Origin of the sequence: Microcoleus sp. Pol11C2, assembly GCF_036701505.1 — a bacterium.
Taxonomy (GTDB): Bacteria; Cyanobacteriota; Cyanobacteriia; order Cyanobacteriales; family Microcoleaceae; genus Microcoleus.
On sequence record NZ_JAUBQX010000003.1, the window covers coordinates 107,928 to 127,267 of the forward strand.

14 protein-coding genes and 1 tRNA gene are annotated in these 19,340 nt (G+C 46.1%); 6 read left to right on the forward strand and 9 right to left on the reverse strand.

What is annotated here, in order from left to right; genetic code table 11:
• Window positions 1–34: 34 nt before the first annotated feature.
• Window positions 35–3,046 (forward strand): UPF0182 family protein, encoded by a 3,012-nt coding sequence (locus QUA42_RS03095; RefSeq protein ID WP_333135027.1) that lies wholly within the window; start codon window positions 35–37, stop codon window positions 3,044–3,046.
• 122 nt (window positions 3,047–3,168) lie between these two features.
• Here the strand turns inward: QUA42_RS03095 and QUA42_RS03100 are convergent, their stop codons facing one another.
• The 4 genes from QUA42_RS03100 to QUA42_RS03115 all read right to left on the reverse strand — a co-directional run bounded on the left by QUA42_RS03100 (window position 3,169) and on the right by QUA42_RS03115 (window position 7,328).
• Window positions 3,169–3,837 carry a hypothetical protein gene (locus QUA42_RS03100; protein ID WP_333135029.1) on the reverse strand — a complete coding sequence of 223 codons (669 nt, stop codon included), beginning with the start codon at window positions 3,835–3,837 and terminating at the stop codon, window positions 3,169–3,171.
• Between the two features lie 253 nt (window positions 3,838–4,090).
• Window positions 4,091–5,041 carry a hypothetical protein gene (locus QUA42_RS03105; RefSeq protein WP_333135031.1) on the reverse strand — a complete coding sequence of 317 codons (951 nt, stop codon included), beginning with the start codon at window positions 5,039–5,041 and terminating at the stop codon, window positions 4,091–4,093.
• A 240-nt stretch (window positions 5,042–5,281) separates the two neighbouring features.
• Complete coding sequence (locus tag QUA42_RS03110; protein WP_445301284.1) at window positions 5,282–6,808, reverse strand: site-2 protease family protein; 1,527 nt, start codon at window positions 6,806–6,808, stop codon at window positions 5,282–5,284.
• A 446-nt stretch (window positions 6,809–7,254) separates the two neighbouring features.
• Window positions 7,255–7,328: transfer RNA gene (locus tag QUA42_RS03115), tRNA-Arg, on the reverse strand.
• Window positions 7,329–8,269: 941 nt separating this feature from the next.
• Between QUA42_RS03115 and QUA42_RS03120 the strand changes: the two genes are divergently transcribed.
• The 3 genes from QUA42_RS03120 to QUA42_RS03130 all read left to right on the forward strand — a co-directional run bounded on the left by QUA42_RS03120 (window position 8,270) and on the right by QUA42_RS03130 (window position 11,687).
• On the forward strand, window positions 8,270–8,944 hold the full coding sequence (locus QUA42_RS03120) for an Npun_F0813 family protein (protein WP_333135035.1): 675 nt from the start codon (window positions 8,270–8,272) through the stop codon (window positions 8,942–8,944).
• Window positions 8,945–9,505: 561 nt separating this feature from the next.
• Window positions 9,506–10,567, forward strand: coding sequence for a hypothetical protein (locus QUA42_RS03125; protein ID WP_333135037.1), 1,062 nt, complete (start codon window positions 9,506–9,508; stop codon window positions 10,565–10,567).
• A 154-nt stretch (window positions 10,568–10,721) separates the two neighbouring features.
• On the forward strand, window positions 10,722–11,687 hold the full coding sequence (locus QUA42_RS03130) for a hypothetical protein (protein ID WP_333135039.1): 966 nt from the start codon (window positions 10,722–10,724) through the stop codon (window positions 11,685–11,687).
• 14 nt (window positions 11,688–11,701) lie between these two features.
• Here QUA42_RS03130 and QUA42_RS03135 read toward each other — a convergent pair whose 3' ends face one another.
• Window positions 11,702–11,977, reverse strand: coding sequence for a LapA family protein (locus tag QUA42_RS03135; RefSeq protein WP_333135041.1), 276 nt, complete (start codon window positions 11,975–11,977; stop codon window positions 11,702–11,704).
• Window positions 11,978–12,346: 369 nt separating this feature from the next.
• Window positions 12,347–13,780, reverse strand: a complete 1,434-nt coding sequence (locus QUA42_RS03140) for a phosphoglucomutase/phosphomannomutase family protein (RefSeq protein ID WP_333135043.1) — start codon at window positions 13,778–13,780, stop codon at window positions 12,347–12,349.
• Window positions 13,781–14,665: 885 nt separating this feature from the next.
• Between QUA42_RS03140 and QUA42_RS03145 the strand changes: the two genes are divergently transcribed.
• Entirely contained in the window at window positions 14,666–15,760 is a 1,095-nt protein-coding gene (locus QUA42_RS03145; RefSeq protein WP_333135045.1) for a hypothetical protein, read from the forward strand.
• Between the two features lie 54 nt (window positions 15,761–15,814).
• On the opposite strand, the gene QUA42_RS03150 is transcribed toward QUA42_RS03145, so the two are convergent.
• The 3 genes from QUA42_RS03150 to nagA all read right to left on the reverse strand — a co-directional run bounded on the left by QUA42_RS03150 (window position 15,815) and on the right by nagA (window position 18,547).
• Window positions 15,815–16,207 (reverse strand): DUF423 domain-containing protein, encoded by a 393-nt coding sequence (locus tag QUA42_RS03150; RefSeq protein WP_333135047.1) that lies wholly within the window; start codon window positions 16,205–16,207, stop codon window positions 15,815–15,817.
• 215 nt (window positions 16,208–16,422) lie between these two features.
• On the reverse strand, window positions 16,423–17,109 hold the full coding sequence (gene bchM, locus QUA42_RS03155) for a magnesium protoporphyrin IX methyltransferase (protein WP_333060764.1): 687 nt from the start codon (window positions 17,107–17,109) through the stop codon (window positions 16,423–16,425).
• A gap of 208 nt (window positions 17,110–17,317) precedes the next feature.
• Window positions 17,318–18,547: an N-acetylglucosamine-6-phosphate deacetylase gene (gene nagA / locus QUA42_RS03160; protein ID WP_333135049.1), complete on the reverse strand. Its 1,230-nt coding sequence runs from the start codon at window positions 18,545–18,547 to the stop codon at window positions 17,318–17,320.
• 242 nt (window positions 18,548–18,789) lie between these two features.
• Between nagA and purE the strand changes: the two genes are divergently transcribed.
• Window positions 18,790–19,311, forward strand: a complete 522-nt coding sequence (gene purE / locus QUA42_RS03165; protein WP_333135051.1) for a 5-(carboxyamino)imidazole ribonucleotide mutase — start codon at window positions 18,790–18,792, stop codon at window positions 19,309–19,311.
• The last annotated feature ends 29 nt before the right edge of the window (window positions 19,312–19,340 follow it).

A 19,340-nucleotide genomic window follows, 5' to 3' on the forward strand; every position in this document is an offset into this window, starting at 1 on the left:
GGCAATGCAGTGTCCCTACTTCTAGCTGATTGTTATGACTTTAAGAAGGCGAATTTATCCATTAATTTTATCGATTGTAGGGTTGTGGCTGGTTTTGGAGTTTGCCTCCCGCATTGCGGCAGAAATTCTCTGGTTTCAGGAAGTTGGATATCTTCAGGTTTTTCTCTTAAAGCTGAAAACTCAAGGGTTGCTGGGGACGATCGCAATTGCTGTTTCTTCTGTCTTTTTGCTCGGAAATTTAGCTTTAGCCCGCCGCCTGCAACATCCCGCAGAGGAAATAAAATCGCCGGTTGCGGGGGCGCTATTCGCTTCACTGAGGGCTAACAAAACTGGGAAGAATTACGAATTACCTGTTGCTAAATCCCAAATTACCTTTTCCTGGCTGCTGTTGACGGTATTCGGATTGAGTTCGATCGCAACTTTTATAGTAATTCACTGCGGGCTGTTAGCTGCAAACAGCCTCACCTATTTCGGTATAGCTGGCAATTTGCCTGCACCGCCCGTGCAGTTGGGAATTGAGTCAATCCAGCATGGGGCGGTGCAGCTATTTTCTCACTGGTGGCAGTTGGGCTTGCTGGTGGGGGCAATGTTAGCTGTGGCAATTAAGCCTGATTTTTGGCTGCAGGCGATCGCCCTTTTTCTCAGTTTGGCGATCGGGCTTATTGCCACCAGTCGCTGGACAAATGTTTTGCAATATTTTCACCCTACTAATTTTAACACAACCGACCCTCTTTTTAATGAAAATATTAGCTTTTATGTATTTATTTTGCCAATCTTAGATTTGCTAGGCTTCTGGCTGACAGTTGTATTTTGGTACAGTTTAGTATCTTGTGCTTTAACATATTTGCTGTCGGGAAATAGCCTGAGTCAAGGGAGATTTTCGGGGTTTTCTCGATCGCAGCAGCGGCACTTGTACGGGTTGGGGGCAGCTTCCATGCTAGCCGCCGCATTCCGCTACTGGCTGGGGCGCTACGCATTGCTGTATTCGCGGGGAGACGTTACTTACGGGGCAAATTATGCTGACGTGACGGTGCGGCTGCCCTGTTATGAATTTTTGAGTATTTTGGCGGGGGCGATCGCACTTTTGATGCTGTGCCAGGTTTACCAACTCAAAGTTAAAAATGAACTCATAAAAAAGATTACTTTAGCGTGGATAACTTTAAGTTTTTTGGGAAGTTTGCTGCTGCCAACAATTGTGCAGCAACTCCTAGTTAAACCAAACGAACTAGCACGAGAAAAACCGTACCTCAAGCGCAGCATTGCCTTTACTCAAGAAGCCTTTGACCTCAACAATATAGAAATAAAAACTTTCGATCCCGCCGGGAAACTTACTTATGAAGACTTAGAAAAAAATAAACTTACTATTAGCAACATCCGGCTGTGGGACAAGCGACCGCTGCTGCAAACAACCCGACAGTTACAGCAAATCCGACCCTATTATACCTTTCCTGATGCCGATATCGAGCGCTACACAATCAAAAATGAAAAAGCAAAAAAGGGAGATTCTGAAAGCCAACAAGTGTTTCTGGCAGCGCGGGAATTAGATTACACGGCAGTTGCCCCCGAAGCTCAAACTTGGGTGAACAAACACCTAGTTTACACTCACGGTTACGGCTTTACTCTTTCTCCGGTAAATACAGTCGGTGTCGGCGGTTTACCAGATTATTTTGTCAAAGATATTGGAGTGGCCGCCCAAAAAGGAGAGACTGCTTTGGAAGTAACTAGCGATCGAATTCGGGCCAGTATTCCGATCGGATACCCGCGAATTTACTACGGCGAAATCACCGATACAGAAGCGATGGCGCCCACAAAAGTCAAAGAATTCGACTACCCCAGCGGCGAAGACAATGTTTACAATACTTACAGCGGTAGGGGCGGAATTGCGATCGGTTCTATGTGGCGGCGCTGGCTGTTTGCTAATTATCTCAAAAATTGGCAAATGGCACTGACGCGCAATTTTACGCCAGAAACTAAATTGCTGTACCGTCGCAATATTAATAAAAGAGTCCGGGCGATCGCTCCTTTTTTGCGCTACGATTCCGACCCGTATTTAGTAGTAGCTAACGCCAATCTTAGCAATGATGATATAGAAAAAGAAAAAGATGAAAAGGGTAACGAGATTAAAGCTTCACCCTCTGCCACTGATAAATCTCCCAACTATCTTTACTGGATTATCGATGCCTATACAGCGAGCGATCGCTATCCGTATTCTGACCCCGGAAATCATGAGTTTAACTACATCCGCAACTCCGTTAAAGTAGTGATTGATGCGTACAACGGGTCTGTTGATTTCTACGTTGCCAATTCCTCCGATCCGATTATTAAGAGTTGGATGGCTATATTTCCAGGACTCTTCAAACCCCTTGACCAAATGCCTCCGGCTCTCCGAAAACATATCAGATATCCAGTAGATTTGCTGAGCATTCAATCAGAACGCTTGCTAACTTATCATATGGAAGACCCGCAAGTATTTTACAATCGGGAGGATTTGTGGCGAGTTCCCAATGAAATTTATGGCAGCGAACAGCAGCCCGTAGCACCGTATTATTTGATTATGAAGCTGCCAACTGAAAAAGCCGAAGAATTTATTTTGCTGCTTCCATTTACACCAGTAAGTCGTAACAATTTAATTGCTTGGATTGCAGGGCGATCTGATGGTAGCGACTACGGAAAATTGCTGGTGTATTTATTCCCCAAACAGCGATTAGTTTACGGCCCGGAACAAATTGAAGCTTTAATTAACCAAGATCCAGTTATTTCCGAACAAATATCTCTCTGGAATCGCCAGGGTTCCAAAGCACTTCAAGGAAACTTATTAGTAATTCCCATAGAACAATCTTTACTGTATGTGGAACCTCTTTACTTAGAAGCCGAACGCAATAGTTTGCCAACTTTAGTCAGAGTTATTGCTGTCTACGAAAACCGCATTGTCATGGCAGAAAATCTTGAATTGGCACTCAAGGCACTTTTTCAGCAACAATCTACTAATAAACCGATCATTATTCGACCTGTGGAAGGAACAGCACCAGCTTTAAAGAGTGAATGATATCAATTCCGGTTGCACTCATCATGATTGTTGACTGTTGACTCTGGGTCGAAAAACTGGATGGTTGAGTGTTAAGCGTTAACTCGATTTTATTATTCCGATCCCAGCGGAAACGATATAAATTACTGCGATTTCTGTTCGCTAGCAGCCTTAATATCCTGCCACCAAACATTGACATAGGGCCACATCAATCTCTCGTCTGCTCCAGAATCTAGTTTCACTGTCACCTCATAACGGTCAATATGCGTGAGCTCGCCAGTTTTGCCATTCAAATACAAATGTTTGGGATTGTCGGTGATAATTTCTACCCTTTGATTCAACAGCGGCAGCATCTGGGTAGAAGAACCCTGAAACGGATTTTTGCCTTTGATCAAATAGCCACCAATCCAAAATAAGTACATTGAAACTAGGAAAAACGCTGTACATAAACCCATAATTACCAGTGTTTTTTGTTGTGAAAAACTGGTATAAACGCTCGTATATCCTACGATCATAGTTCCAAAAAACAACAAATTTGGCAGGTACAGCCCATCTTCCAGAAACACGCTACCAAAAAACATGAGGGCTATCTGAAAACCAAATAATGCAGCCACCCAACTCCAGCCAGTTAGCAACGATGCAGATAGTAGCCAATTCATTGCAATAGTAAGGACGATTGCCATTGCTATTGCCCCAAGTGGTGCTGCATAATCGTACTGTCTAAAGGGAAGAAGAACAAAAAATACTAAAGCATAAGCAAAACTCGCAAAAGCCAGTGCTAATCCACTAATTATTTCGTTCCCGTTCAGCATGGCGATGGATTTTTAGAGCACTAAAGTTAAGCGTTCATCTTGTGTTGTGATAGTAGCCCTTGAAAATTCCCAGCGGACTAATGTCAGAAATTCTAACCGTAGCGTACGCCACAAGAACCTTACCGCTATATTTAGGGGAGCGAACCGATTATGTGAACCAAGCGTGCTATTCCCGTTTCCCCAGGTGCAAGATTAACGAGGACCGAAATCACAAGTCAGCCGTATCTGAAGGTGAAAGTTTCAGAAAACCAGATTATTTAGGGTCGATCGACTTAACAAATTGTTGCACAGGCTGTGGTAGAGCCGGCACAAAAGTCTTTCTAAAACCCCTAACATCGAACACTCGCCACAAAATACCTACCGCTACCGTCAAGAAAAATAACGCTCCCAAAAAATTGAACACAGTAGACAGAAAACCGCTGTTCCTTTTTTTCGGAGGTGTAATATGTTTAATGCGATATACAGCCGGCTCGTAATCTCTCGACTCCTCGCGACTGCGCCGCGGCGTTTTGGGGCGCGAACTCGCACTGCGCTTCTCAGTCAAACCCGTTTTATTAGTTTTAGTAAAACTGCTGGGCGATTTTAGCTCAGAAGCGCCACGGGTTCCCGTTAACTTGCTAGCAGAAGCCCCCGTTTGGCCAACAGCAGCATCCTGAATTCTGCTATTAGGGCGCTGAGTCGATTTGCGTTCGGCGAGGGTACGCATCAAACTTTGCAATTGCTGAGTCGCCGCCGGCGGGCGTTCCCCTTTCCTCGCCCAATTTAACAGCATCGCCCCGGTAATCCCGCAGAGATTCGTAGCGCCTACAGAAGCCAGCCGCTTCAGCAGAGGCTGGCTATTGGACACAAAAATCACCAATGCCTCCGGGTGTTCCTGAGCCAAACCGTAAACGCACTGAGCCGTAGCCACCACGAGCATTGCTGGCTTGCTTTGATTTTTGATCGAAGGTTCGAGAGCTCGGTGTGTTTCCTGAGCGTCAGTTGCAATCCAGCCACTGTCGGCAAAAAATCGCATAAACTCTCTAGCTACTTGCTCTTGAGCTTTTTCCACCGCTTGCCCTGTCAGACGATCTATTTCGTCGTACACTACTTCCGGGATATAGCAAGTTCCCACCTTGGAATATTCTTGCCACACTTGGGTTCTGCCAGTCATTAAAACATCTGCATCAAAAGTTACCAATACAGGAGGAAGTTGATTAGCCATGACTTTATCCTATAGGCTCAGATAAGTTATTTAAACTTAATCGATCAAGTTTAAACAAATTTTGGGTTATAAATAAATCAACTTTTGGTAGTAGATAAATTGCCTTGGGCGGGGGTCTTAATTGGAAATTAGTAGTTAGGAACCCGATCGCCCTTCATTTCCCAGTTTGATCGCTCAATTCCTATATTCCACTAATTTACCGCAACCCAAGAGCCTATTACCAAAGATGCCCGACTACTGCTAGTTCCCGATTCCCAGACGGCCAGCCAAAGCCGGAGTCAAAGGCAACAGGGCAGCAATCATCAAGAACAAAGCTAGCAAACCCAAAGCCGCGCGAGCGTCGTCAGGCTCAGTCAGCTCGTTGAGGCTCGGCCGCTCCAAATTCCGCTGTAAAATCAGAATCACGATCGCCCAATACAGAGCCAAAGGATTAACTAAAGAAACGATGGCCAGCACCACAAAAGTCGCCAAAGTAGTGCGACTGGCTATTTTCCGACCGTAGATGGCTTGCACGATTCTACCTCCGTCCAACTGTCCCGCCGGCATCAAATTAATCGCCGTTATTACCAAGCCCAACCAACCGATAACTACCAGCGGGTGAACGTCAACAATCTGCTGCTGCAACGCCGAACCCAAAACCACTTTTGCCAAAGATCCCACCAAAACCGAGCCCTTGAAAAATTCTGCGGGAATTTGAAACAAACTGCCGGGGTGAGACAGCAGCAAACCCGTTACCAGCATTAGCAGAGAAACTATTCCCCCAGCCGCTGACCCGGCAAAAGCGATGTCAAACAAAACTTTACGGTTGGGCAGCAGCGACTCAAAACGGTCGAGCGCTCCAAAACAACCTATCTGCAAAGTTGGTATAAAAAACGGCCAACTCAAGCCAACCTTGTACCGATTTGCCAGGACTCGGCGAGCAATTTCCCCAGCGCCTAAAACCGCCCAAATTCCGGCTGCAATTGGCAGAACTTCTAGATATCTAGCCGGCGAGTTAAAGAAATCGAAACCTAGCAGCAAACCGCCTGTCTCTAAGCTAGTAGCAATTGTTGCCAGCAGCAGCACGACTGCTAGAATTTTTTGAGATACGGTAGTTGCCTGCGGGTCGTTGGTGCTGGGCAAGATAATAACTACGGGCTTGTCGTCCTGATTTTCTACTAAAAATAGACGGTAGCGATCGTTTAATCTTTCTTCCAAACTTGCCGTCAAACGTGAGTGTACTTGTTCTGGGTCTCCCCGGAGATTGCCTTTCAAGATTACCCCATCTTGATAGGGAATCGTTTCTGTGGCAAAGAAAGTATCAATGCCAAAGATGCCTTTAATTGTTTTGAGGTCTTCAACTGGAACGGGAATTATTTCTGATTCATTATTCGCAGGCGACGAGGTGACGATCTTAATGGTTTCTTTGGCAGGTGTCGGCTGCGAGTCAGGGGCCGAGAAAGCATCGCTTTGGGACTTTACCTCACCAGCATCCGGCCGCGGCAGCACTGTATCGGATGCAGCCTTACGCAATTGCCGACCCAGATAAATGTACAATCCCGTCGATGCCACTAGCAGCAACAATACCGCCACTAGATTGAGGTAAATTCCGGCGGCGAACAAACCAAAGAACAGCAGCCAGGGACTCATCAGCGCAACAGACTGCAACCAAGCCAAAATTCCCAGTTTGCCAAAAGGTCTGGCGCGATAAAATCCCCAACCCAGAATTCCCATAGCAACCAATACGAGCGCAATTGTTGCCGTATTTTCCGATGCAACTATAGGCATTCCGGTTGCTTGCGCCAATAGGGGCTTTAATCGGTCGATCGCGCTGCGGTCGAGTAATAGCATTAAATTTTGGGGAATATGAAATAGAGTTGTTGGGAACATATCCAAACCTATCGGAAACTAGCCTGATTACTAAGGATAACCCCTGAGGGCTACTCGGCCCACAACCTGCTGCTGGTGCTGTTGGAACATCGCAGGATCTATGCTATTGACACAATAGACTTTTTATGATATCACATCGGCTGGGGCAAACATCTACTCAGAATGGTAGCAGTGTCGATCGCCCAGAAGCAGGCAGATTCGCCCAGTTTGGCAGGCGGGGCTTTTGTAAGGATTTGTTTCGGATTCGGGCATCGGAAACCAATCCCAAGCAAATAAGATCTCAGCCTATGTTTCCTTGGCGGTAGAAAAGTGCTGAAACCCTTGATATCATTAAATTTGTTTAACGGGTACGGCAGGACTTGAACCTGCGACTCGCTGCTTAGAAGGCAGCTACTCTATCCAACTGAGTTACGCACCCAACTCAAAAATCGCTAACAAGATTATTGTATCGGTGCAGTGTGCGATCGAGCAAGTAAATTATGTGATGACTTACGCAGAAAACGCTTTGATGTACAAAAATATGGCGTGCAGCGCGATGGTTCGGGAAAAAAAACCAAGGTTATGAGAGTGTCTGTGCCTCCAAGACTCTATCTGACAAAAGCTGGAGGGACTCACCTGCAAACAGCACAATTGTAAATTTACAATCAAAACTAGGTAGGACGTGAACTCGGGTAAAGTATTTAGAGGTCGAGGTGAAACCCAACTATTTGGTCGATCGAATATCTCTCCCAATTAAGACGGAACTCAGACACCACAAGAGTCACAGGTGCTTTTTCCCAGATTTCTATGGGTTATGTTAACATCCCCTAGTGCCAAAGCCTAAAACGCTGACCGCATTACCTAAAAACCAGAGCTCGTTCCCTGATTTTAGGTATGAGTTGAGACAGAATGACTAATTAGCTGATGTTTAGTTATGTTTGCTAACATTCTGCTCGACTTGATATTTGATAAAAATGTGGTAGAACTAGGATTGAAAGACTCAGGTGAAAATCCCTGATGCTAAGGAGCCTCTATATAAGCTTCCTCTACGGCATCAAAGCAAAACAGTCAATCGCCCGCTCGGCACGAGCGCGAAAATCAAGCGTTGCCAGTACAGCAGTCGTAAATTGTGCGCGGGGGATTTTCCTTCGTGCATTGATTTATACGCCCAGGCTGAGAGACTATCTCAGCTCAGATATTTGTTAGCATTTGTTAGCAAAAAAGTATCGGAACGCTTGAGGAGAGAACCATCTCTAGGTGATCGGGAGCAATCCTGCTAATTTAAGTGGACTCGCTGAATCAAGAATCCCTTTGCCTTTAGGCATGGGGAGTGTCAAAAGCACAGCACCTCGGCCATGACAGGAGTCAAATCGCAGTGTCATGTTTATTCTGAAACGGCAGGATGTTGAAATAACAAATTTTCAACACCCAAAACGGGATCAACAAATTCCCATTCTCAATTATCAGGGGCAGACTTTTCGCCTGATCAGCGCCTTCAACGGCAAGCAAGCAGAAGACGCCAGAGCCTTGTGGCGGGACTTAACCGACAACCGAGGCAAAGCCTGTGTTCTGCTAGAAGAGCCGGATAGATATAGCGTCTGGGGAAAAGTCCGTTTAGATCAGCTTGCCGGTGAAGAACCGGCAGGGAATGAAGCAGCCAAAGCACCACTGTTCGCGCAGGGTTGTCTGCTGCTCCTTCAAGCTGTTTACTTCGATGTAGAAGACCTCTTAGGCGCAAGGCAAGCCACATCGTTTCAGAAAGATATCGCCAAGGTATTTCAGCAGGGAAACTTCCCCCAGGCAGACTCCCCTGATGCGATCAAAAACTGGCTAACCGTTAGTCCCTTGCAAACTCACAAGGTGCCTCCTTGGCAAGATCAGCATCTCAAAACCTTATTGCAAGAACTCCACCGTTTGGGGAAATCGTATTTTGGCAATACGGACTTCGCTGAGGGAGTCAGCGATGTGCTGCAAGATATGCCCGGCCCGGATCGGACTCAGTTTCTAGATTGGCTGAAACAATCCGCCCTCAACAAATTGTGGATCGCAGGATAGAAAATCTTTGACAATTGCTCAGACAATTGGACTGAGATAATTTAGCTTAGATAATTGCACTGTAGGGGGTACGCGATATACAGGTTGGATTGCCAACTTGTATTGACCAACCAAATTGTTGATTCGGTTTGGATGCCACCTATGGTCTGGCAATTTAACTAAGTTTAGATCGCAGTCCCCACCCACAATCATTGATATAAGTGGGGAAGTGTGAAAGCAAAAAAAACAGATACCTCAACATTTGAGGGTAGAATTTCCGAGATAGATTGGGTACTGTAAAAGCCTTAAGGGTGGAGACATATACCGTATTTCTATCATTATATTTCCGGGTACAAGATCGACTAACTACTGATTCCTTGAATTAGTAAATAGATATTATTCTTGCTTAGTCTTTCTAGAGTGTACGAGGGCAAAAGTCCCCACGACACACTGAGGACGCCAGTTATTCCGGAAGCGTCAGAGCAAGGTTTTTTTAAGGTTTTTTGGCGAAAGCATCCTCATCTAGAATCAAAGATTGAGATGGGGTGCGTTCAACCGCTAGTTAGGTCTCGTGGAATCCCTATGAGTAGCACTTCAGAAAAGTCATCTACATCTTCATCTTTACTGTCAGCTCAGACCCTAGTGATTGCGGGCATTGTCTGGGCTGTCATGGCGCTGCTGTTCTTTTTGCTGTTCAGCGTCCCCCTTTCAGCAGAAGAAGGTTTACCTCTTTGGTACTCGATCGGCACTTATATTTTTGAATGCGGAGCATACTTGGGAGCGGCTTTAGTCTGTTTTAGAAACTGGCAAAGCCCGCACATGGTCAGCGGGCGCAACGTCTGGCTGGGCATAGGTCTGGGGATGCTGTTCTATTTCATAGCAGGCGTGCTTTTTGGGATTTGGGAACTGTATTTCGAGTTAGACCCGGACGTGTCTCCTGCAGATGCGTTTTATCTGGGCAGCTATGTGGTCCTGATCGGGGGCATGGTTGTAGCTGTGACTTCCAAGCGACTGAATCTAGAAATTTGGCAGTGGGGTTTGTTAGCGGGAATTGCAGCCTTCGGCATTGCTGTAGCTATCTGGGTTGCTGCACCTGACTCTTGGAGGGCCCAGCTAGGAATGGCTCCGGCAGCCACTCAAGAAGTAGTGACAGAATCTGAACCAGCAACCACTGCAACAGGAAGAGCGCCTGCTTTGGAAAATTCGTCTAAGTTGCAGGCAAAAGGAGCAACAGCGACTGATCCTGCATCAGCACCCGAAGAAGAAGAAGAAGCAGAAATCAAAGCTCCCGCATGGGTGATGGCACTAGACAAGCAACTGGCGCCTCACAAAAATGCAATCAATTTGTTTTACATCGTCGGGGACGTTTTTCTGCTGATTATTGCTACTGCATTGCTGCTGGCGTTTTGGGGAGGACGTTTTTCCCAATCTTGGAGAATGATTGCGGCTGCAACTTTTTCGCTTTACATCGCAGATATGTACTTTAAATGGCGCGATACTCAGGCTGAGGGTAGTTATCAAAGTGGCAGCTTGCTGGAAGTCTTTTTTGTTTTCAGCGCCATCCTGTTTGGGATTGGAGCTATCTTGGAACATGACATCTCAACCCGCTCTCGTCAGAGCAGGCGCAGTCGTCGCACAGCGTAGCGATTTGAGATTGGGGTTGCTTCGGCAAGCGATGGGGACGCGAAAGCTTTTTTGCCCTTGTCGGCATCTCTGAGCTTGAAATCGAAAATCAAAAATCACAGTTCGCTGACTGCTAGCCTGCGTCTTTTCACGTCTTTTTGCTGGAAAACTTGGCATGACGCCTACAAAACTCTCCGATTCAGACAAACGCGAACTCATCAGGCTGTACCGACAGTCCAACGAGAATACTATCACTCTGGCAAAGCGCTACGGAGTGAGCAGTTCGACTGTAAGGCGCATCCTTCAGGGTGCTTTGTCGGAGCCGGAATACGAATTTCTAGTCCAGCAAAAACAAAAGCGTTTGTCCGATCGCACAAGTGTTTCTGAACCGACAGAGGCGACTACTGAGTCGTCGCCAGATGGCGAAATCGATCCTGTAGCTGTCCCCCTGTCGGAGTCAGTCCCTGTCCTGCCGTCAGCCTCAAATTCGAGACCGACGATCCGAAAGCGTTCTGAATCAGTCCCTGAACCAGTTGCAGAATTGGAGGTTTCTGATGTGCCAGATGCCCCAGCAGCCAATCTTGCCGATCGAAGCCACCGCGCTGTTGTGACTGGTGAACTAAAGGCAATGCTGCCAGCAGAAGGGCTGCTGGCAGGTGAAGACTTTAGCGATTTCGAGGACGACGACGAGGATGAGGAGGAGGATGCGGAGGATGAAGACGATTTAGATGACGACTTCGACGAAGATGTAGAGGATGAAGACTCTCTTTTTGAAGACAGTCTCCTGGGTTCACTATCCTCGGGCGAGTTGATCGAGCTTCGGGGTACAGGACTAATTCAAGTTTTGCCTTTAAGCGAAGCATCTCTGCCCAAAATTTGTTATTTGGTGGTCGATCGGGCAGCGGAGTTAATCACCAGACCTCTAAAAGCTTTTGGCGAACTGGGTCAAATTCCGGTGGCGGAAATTCGCGAGAAAACCCTGGCAGTGTTTGACAATCACCGAGTGGCCCGCCGATTTGCTACTCGCAATCAAAGGGTCTTCAAGATTCCTGATAGCAGTATGCTGCAAAAAGCAGCGCCTTATTTGCGAGCTAAGGGAATTACTCGGCTGTTGATTGACGGTCAGGTATATTCCCTGTAAGGGATCAAATCTATTTAATATTGTACGGTGTCGGATTCTTCTGGATTTGCCTGAAATTTAGGACGCGAGTTTTGGGAATCTGAAAGGTTCCACAGCGGTTGCAGTAGCGCACCTCCGATAAGTCCTGCACTCAGGCTCATTGCCAATACTACTCCTACGGGCATTTGTATCGATTGAAAAAAGATAAAGTTTAAGGATACTGGGGCGGCGTTTTGCACTGAGATAATGCCGATCGCGCTTATTAAAATTGCTACTAAAAAACTAATGACGAGCAGAGGAATTGTTTTCATAAACGGGTTGACAGGCTAATAATTCAACTTGTATACTTGTTTTATAATTGAAATATATGTAAAATTTTTATTTTTGCAAACACCCCATTATATAATATATATACAATAAGATTAGGGGAAAAGTCAAGTAGAGACGGAAAAAATAGAGAATTTTTTTAAATTAATTAAAAATTAAACAAACCTAAATAAATTTACACTTCCCAAACTTAAACAAATCCCAGTGTATTGCAAATATATAACTGGCCCCACAGTATCGATGATTAATGTTCAGAGGCGTTGCCAGAGTTATGAAAAATACGTAAGGTGCGCCAAGCGCACCTCACAATCCCAAGCGCTAGGGGAAAAACCCCCGTTGCAATAGGTAGAAATTTAAACAGGTTCTAACTGGGAAATTACCTTTTCCATGTGTTGAGCAACTTGGCTTTCTTTTTCCACAGAATTGGTTTCCATATAAACGCGCATCAAGGGTTCGGTTCCCGAAGGCCGCAGCAGTACCCAGCCACCGTCTTCAAGATAAAGTTTAATTCCGTCTTTGCGGCCGATTTCCTTAACGCCGATACCTGCTACTTCTGTGGGGGGATTCTTGGTAAAAGATTCCAAAACGGCTGCTTTGTGGGCTTCTTCTAGGTGCAAGTCCAAACGTTTGTTGTACAGGGGGCCGTCGGCTTCTTTAATGGCTTCTTCGACTAGCTGAGAAAGCGGTTTGCCTTCATAGGCGATCGCCTCAGCAACTAGCATATCAGCCAAAATCCCGTCTTTTTCGGGAATGTGACCCAAAACACTCAAACCGCCAGATTCTTCGCCACCGATGAGCACCGCAGTTTCCCGCATTTTTTCGCCGATGTATTTAAAACCCACTGCGGTTTCGTAGATTGTTAAACCGTACTTGGCGGCCAAATTGTCCAGCAAGTGGGTAGTTGCGACTGTACGGACGATCGCCCCAGTCAATCCTTTATTCTTAACCAAGTGACGCGCCAGCAGCAACAGTACAGTATTTGGAGTCAAGACATTTCCCAACTCGTCAACAATACCAAAGCGATCGCTGTCGCCATCGGTAGCTAAACCCAAATCCGCCGAATCCTTCTTAACAGCTTCCACCAACTCAACTAACTGTTCCCCCTTGGGTTCCGGCATTCCGCCACCAAACAGCACGTCGCGGTAGGTGTGAAAACTTTCGACATCGCAGCCGCAGTGTTCCAAAACGCCGTCGAGATAGCCGCGAGAAGTCGAGTAGAGAGCGTCGTACTTCACCTTCAACTTAGCAGAGCGAATCCGCTCCACATCGATCAAAGTATAAAGAAACTTCAGATATTCGGGTTTCGGGTCAAAACTGGAGATTTTATCGTTGTGGCTGCCTTTGGCTGGGGCATCAGAAGCACCAGCAATATTTGCCACAATTGTATCAGTAATTTCCGGGGTTGCCGGGCCCGCGTAGTCGGGGATGTATTTGATGCCGCAGTAAGGTGCGGGATTGTGCGAAGCCGTGAACATCAGGGCTCCTGCAGAGTTGAGATGCTTGGCGCTGTAGGCGATAACTGGTGTGGGGCAATCTCGATCGACTACTTTCACAGTCCATCCCAAATCTGCCAATACTTCCGCCGAGGTGCGGGCGAACTCGTCTGCCAGAAAGCGGGTATCGTAGGAGACTAGAACTGGGCGGTCTTTGCTGTAAGCGGTTTCTAGGTAACTGGCGATCGCCCGGGTGACTTTTCGCACGTTGGCAAAAGTAAAGTCATGGGCAATCAGCCCCCGCCACCCATCGGTTCCGAACTTAATTTCTGTTGAATTGCTGCTAGCGCTCATTTTATCCACTTCCTCTCGTCCTACTAATCCTACCCGAAGCCATAGCCTTAAAGACGTACTGGCCGTGCTGTTTGTGAGGATCGATCGCCCGTGGGGCCCGCATCAACCTCATCCTATCGTTTTAGAGACAGGCTTCGGCCTCCGGGAGAGGACTCAAAAAACTCAGAGTTGGCAAAATGTGGGAGTTATCGGGCTAGTCAGTCGCTAATTTCGGTTGTGAAGGGTCGTTTGCCGATCGAATGGACGACGATCGATTGGGGGTGATTCCCTAGGGGATAGCTTCGCTTCACGGCGAAGCTAAAAAACCGATCGCAAAAAAACGGCCCTGGCAATGCTATTAACTAAATGCACATAAATCAGATTTTCATCTCAAATTTAATTTTTTATTTAGAAAAGCCGATCGTTAAATTTGTTATGGTTTCCTAACAATCCCCAGACTAAAAATACATTTCTAATTCAGCTAGAGAAATAAATTAACCAAAGTCACCCCTAGATCGTGCTGTAGCCTAGCTTCTTAAAGAGATTAGGGCGCTCGCCCAAAGCCCTCCAAAACAAAGATAAGGTATTTCAAGCAGCAGTTTTTTTTAAGCAGGCTTAACTTTAATTCTCAGCTTTTAAGACAAATTAAATTTATTTCCAGCCTTCTTTATAGGTCAAAAAAATCGATTAGGGTCGCGATCACAGGGTGATGGTGATCGATCTCACAATAAATAATGTTATTAACGTGCAGCTTATAAAAGATGCAAGCAGTCGAGCCAAATGGCTTATAGCTTTAAGCGTAATGGCTGATGACTGTCAGCGTACAAATGCAGAAAATTGTAGTTAACAACGTTAAAAATTAGGGGAATAGATCGGGTGCGACTTAATAAAAAAACGAGGTTTATTATGACGGGTATTTCACAAATATCTTCAAAATCTTTACCAACAGCAGACCAATTTCAACAGGGCGTAAGTCAGGCGTCCCAAGGTATTACCGGACCGGACACTGACAAACTCCCAAAAGCTAGAGGTGTCAGCGTTTCTTCCTTCGCAGTTAGCTGGGCAAAAAAATATTACAGTACAGTAGTGGCACGAGAGAAGCAAACGCCACGCCAAATTCTCCCAAGCCTCGATTTAATTAATTTTGAGGGAAATAGAGCCCCAATAGTTGACAAATTGACAGATACCCTGAAATTAGCCAGCGAGATAGCTTGGAGTAGAGTAGAAGCTCTTTTAGGGAAACAAATAGAGCGGCACGCGATCGATAAGAGCTTAATTAATCCTTTAGAAATTTCCGCCGACACTCGTACCTTATATCAGAAAGCTATAGACGCTTATGCGGATAGAGAGCCTGTTTTCCGGTTGTCAGTGCTGGTGGGAAAAGATATTATCAAAGTGAGGCGAAAATACTCAGAGACAGATCCGTTAGTGCTGGGATTTGTGACAATGGAGTTTCAATACACTAGCAAAATCTTGTTAGGATGTCTTTCGGATTCAGAGCGAGCGGAATTTGCGCCCTACTTAAAAGTTGTAGACGACTATCTGCACATTCCCTACGGAGAGATTAATGAGGCTGCGGCGGATCAGCCCCCGAATTCAAGAGCTCTATTAGCCGTTCAGCATTTGTTGCAGCACACGACTCAGATTGCTAGTGCAGTGTACGAGCGAGCTAGTGCCCAGCATCAAGGATACCGCAGCAGCAGCGGGTATTTGAGCGATCGCGAGATAAAAATTTCTGGTATCCGGGATGTCGAGATTTTTCAAAGCTATTTGTGCTGGTGCGTTTTGGAAGGTAGCATTCACCCGGTACAGCAAGAATTGTTTCCAATTTGCGTGATGTTGTACCCGAAACTTCATGTAAGTTGGGAGTTAGTGCAGGATATGCTGCTGATTTTATTTTGGGAAATATGCGAGCGGCTTCCTGCTGAAGATTTAACGGTATTTGTACCTTACTTGCGTACTCTGACTGAGATGTTTTCCAGCGATGTTTTTGAAAATTAGATAATTGGGAATTGGGAATTGGGAATTGGGAATTGCCTCAAATTTACCAATTGCCTATTTAAAACTAAAAGCTGCGACTGCCAAACATCCCCAACCGGCAATAAAAGCAACTCCCCCCAGTGGCGTAATTGCACCCAGCCATTTGATGTCGCTCAAACTCAGGGCGTACAAACTGCCTGAAAAGATGATTGTGCCCGCAATAAAAGCCCATCCAGCCACTGCAAAAAAGGTTTGAGGCTCTTGGGCGCGGCTCAAGAGTAAAGCGACGAGTAATAAAGCCAGGGCATGGTACATTTGATATCGGGCGCCAGTCTCAAAAATGGTTAAAGCTCGATCGCTCAATTGATTTTTCAAAGCGTGGGAGGCGAAGGCACCGCCTGCAACGGATAAACCTCCGAATACGGCTGCCGCTGCTATAAAAATGCGAATTAAAATTAGCGTTGACATAATATTTATTGAATTGGGAAGAAGGAAGAAGGAGGAGGGAAAAACATCTAATTGTTGATATCAAATGTGCGCGGTGCGTGCCTTACTTGTAATTGCGAGCCTCCGCGAAGCAATCGCATAGTAGAGATGTTCACTGGCCTAACTCTGGGAATGGAAGGTGCGCGGGGCGCACCCTAGGCTGATGATAAATTAGCTTTTTTGCAGATATTTTTAACCTATTTTCGCACAGCTTCCAGCAAGCGAGAATAGTAAAAGCTAGTGCTAGTCATCGCTGTTCTGTTAATAACAAAACCATTGCTTTCTAAGATTTTGATAATATCAGCTTCGCGGTGCTGGTAAGCCCGAGTAGTTTTGCTCGGACCGGGGAAAAGTTCACCAATTTTTTTGAGGGCGGTGAGTGCTAAAGTTTTGGGTGCAAAACTAAGAATTAGTCGCGATTCGGCGATCGAACTCAGGTGAGCGATCATTTCTGCCGCCTTATTTTGAGGATAGTGGATTAGCACATCCAAACAAATCACTGTGTGGAATTTGCCGGTTAAAGCTTCCAAATCTTGGGCGGCGAAGGATATGTTGTAGAGCTTGCCGGGAACTGCTGTCGATCGATCGTAAGCTTCTGCTACCATCTTTTCAGAGATATCGCTAGCGCAAACAATTGCCCCAGCGTCAGCCAGAGGAATGCTCAGAGAGCCTACACCGCAACCGGCATCGCAGACACAAAGCCCGGGCAAATTGCCGTCAGCTTGCAGCCATTCGATGACTGTATCCACCGTTTTCTGATGCCCGGTGCGGATGTCTAGCTGAACTTTATTGACTTTGCCCTCACCGTAAATTCGCTGCCAGCGATCGAATCCCGTCGAGTTAAAATACTGTCTAACAATAGTCTTGTCGTCTACCAAATTCATCGATCTGCCTGCTGCTGAGTTATTGCCAACGGTTAGATATTATATAGCAATCCGGTTCGGAAAATGTGCAACTTGCAACAACAGATTTTAGATTGGCGATTTTAGATTTTCGATGAAAACGGCACATCTAAAATCTAAAATCTATCGGGTAATACCAGTGCGCCGGTTCCCACCTTTTCAATTCTTTAATCTAAAATGGTATAACAGGCTAAAAAAGTCGATGCCAAGTCAATTCCTTTGTCGCCGCATTTAAATTCCAGCGCAACAATTGAGTTGCGGATTTGCCAATAATTCCCGAAATTCCGATCGCCCTTCTCGGAGATTCAGTTGCCAGGGCGATCGCACTATCGGCGTCGCAAATCCCCCACTTCACCAAATTCTGCACTCCCGCCAACAGCGGCAGAGTTGTACCCGCCAAAGTAGCAGATTCTAGGGGCGAGTGGTAATCTAATCTTACCCAAGCTGTACCTTTTCTGACTTCAATTTGTCGGGAATCCCAAGGATAAACACCGTCAGGCAAACCCAAAGGAGCCAAAGCATCGCTCACTAAAAAAACGCCTTTTTCATACCTACCAGCGCGCAGAAAAAAATCAATCATTGTCGGAGAAACGTGTTTCCCGTCAGCAATTAAACCGCATTTTACGCCCGGATAAACAATCGCCGCTCCCAACAAACCCGGTTCTCGGTGGTGCAAACTCGGCATCGCATTAAAAGCGTGAGTTACCATTGAAGCTCCCCGCTCAAATGCTTGCTGTGCTTGGTCTGCTGTCGCTTGGGAGTGTCCGAGACTGACGAAAATTCCCAAACTTTGCAAATAGGAAATGACTTCGCCAGTGCTGTCTAACTCCGGCGCTAAAGTAATTATTTTGACAATATCGGCACAATCTCCTAAAACTTGCTTGACATTTTCTATAGTTAGCGGTAACAAAAACTCAACTGGGTGAGCTCCTCGCTTCTGGGGGTTGAGAAAAGGACCTTCGAGGTGAACACCGATAATTTCCGCTGTTTTAGGCTTAATTGTTGCGGGAGCAACGGTTTGTACAGTGCGGATATAATCAGCTATAGTCGAGAGCGAGCGCCTAAACTTATCCAGCGAAGTTGTCACCAAAGTCGGCAAAAAAGCATCTACTCCCTGATTCCACAAAAATTGACAAATTTTCGGCAAAATTTCAATATGCTTGCTTTCTAAATCGGGAAAAGCAAAACCGAGGGCGCCGTTAATCTGCAAGTCAACACCGCCTAGAGAAAGCCAATCGCCTCCTACATCAAGCACGTGCAAATGGGGAGGACAAATCCGTTTAAATACGGCGTCCATCGGCCAAACTTCTTGAATGATGCCCGTTTCGTCAATAGCAAGCATCTGCAAATCCTTGCAACCGGGGAGGCGAACATTGAGAATATCTGTGGGGGCGGCAGTTGGGGTTGTGGCTTCAGTCATCCGATTTTAGATTTTAGATTTTAGATTTTAGATTTTAGATTTAATATTCGCTACGGATAAATCCGGTGGCTGGCGATGAGGAGGGAGAGCTTTTTGCTTTTTGCTGGCTCCAGGGCTGCTCAGACGGGGGCTTGTGGCAAAATTGCTTTTAAGGGTCAGTTTTGGTACAAAATATCTAAATTTGAGTTAACGCAATCATTATAAAATTAGCACTTATCTGAAATCTAAAATCTGAAAATTTTATGAATCAAGCGACAGTTGGAATTATCATGGGTAGCGATTCGGATTTGCCAACCATGAAAGATGCGATCGCAGTTTGCGAAGAATTCAGTGTTGCTTGCTCCGTGGCCATCGTTTCGGCGCACCGCACCCCTGAGCGCATGGTGGAATACGCCCAAACCGCTCACCAACGAGGCTTGAAAGTCATTATCGCAGGTGCCGGGGGAGCGGCGCACCTCCCAGGTATGGTAGCATCTTTAACCCCCTTGCCAGTAATTGGCGTGCCCGTACCGAGCCGCCACCTACAAGGGGTAGATTCGCTGTACTCGATCGTGCAAATGCCAGCCGGGATACCCGTAGCAACAGTGGGGATCGGTAACGCTAAGAATGCGGGCTTGCTGGCAGTTCAGATACTGGCAGCTCATCAGCCAGAATTGCTAGAGCGAGTCCTGCTGTACCGCAAAAATTTGTCCGAATCTGTACTGAAAAAACAAAATCAACTAGAAGAGCTAGGCTATCATAACTATCTCAATCTCAACAAATAATCCATAAACTTTTGTAGTAAGATTGGAAC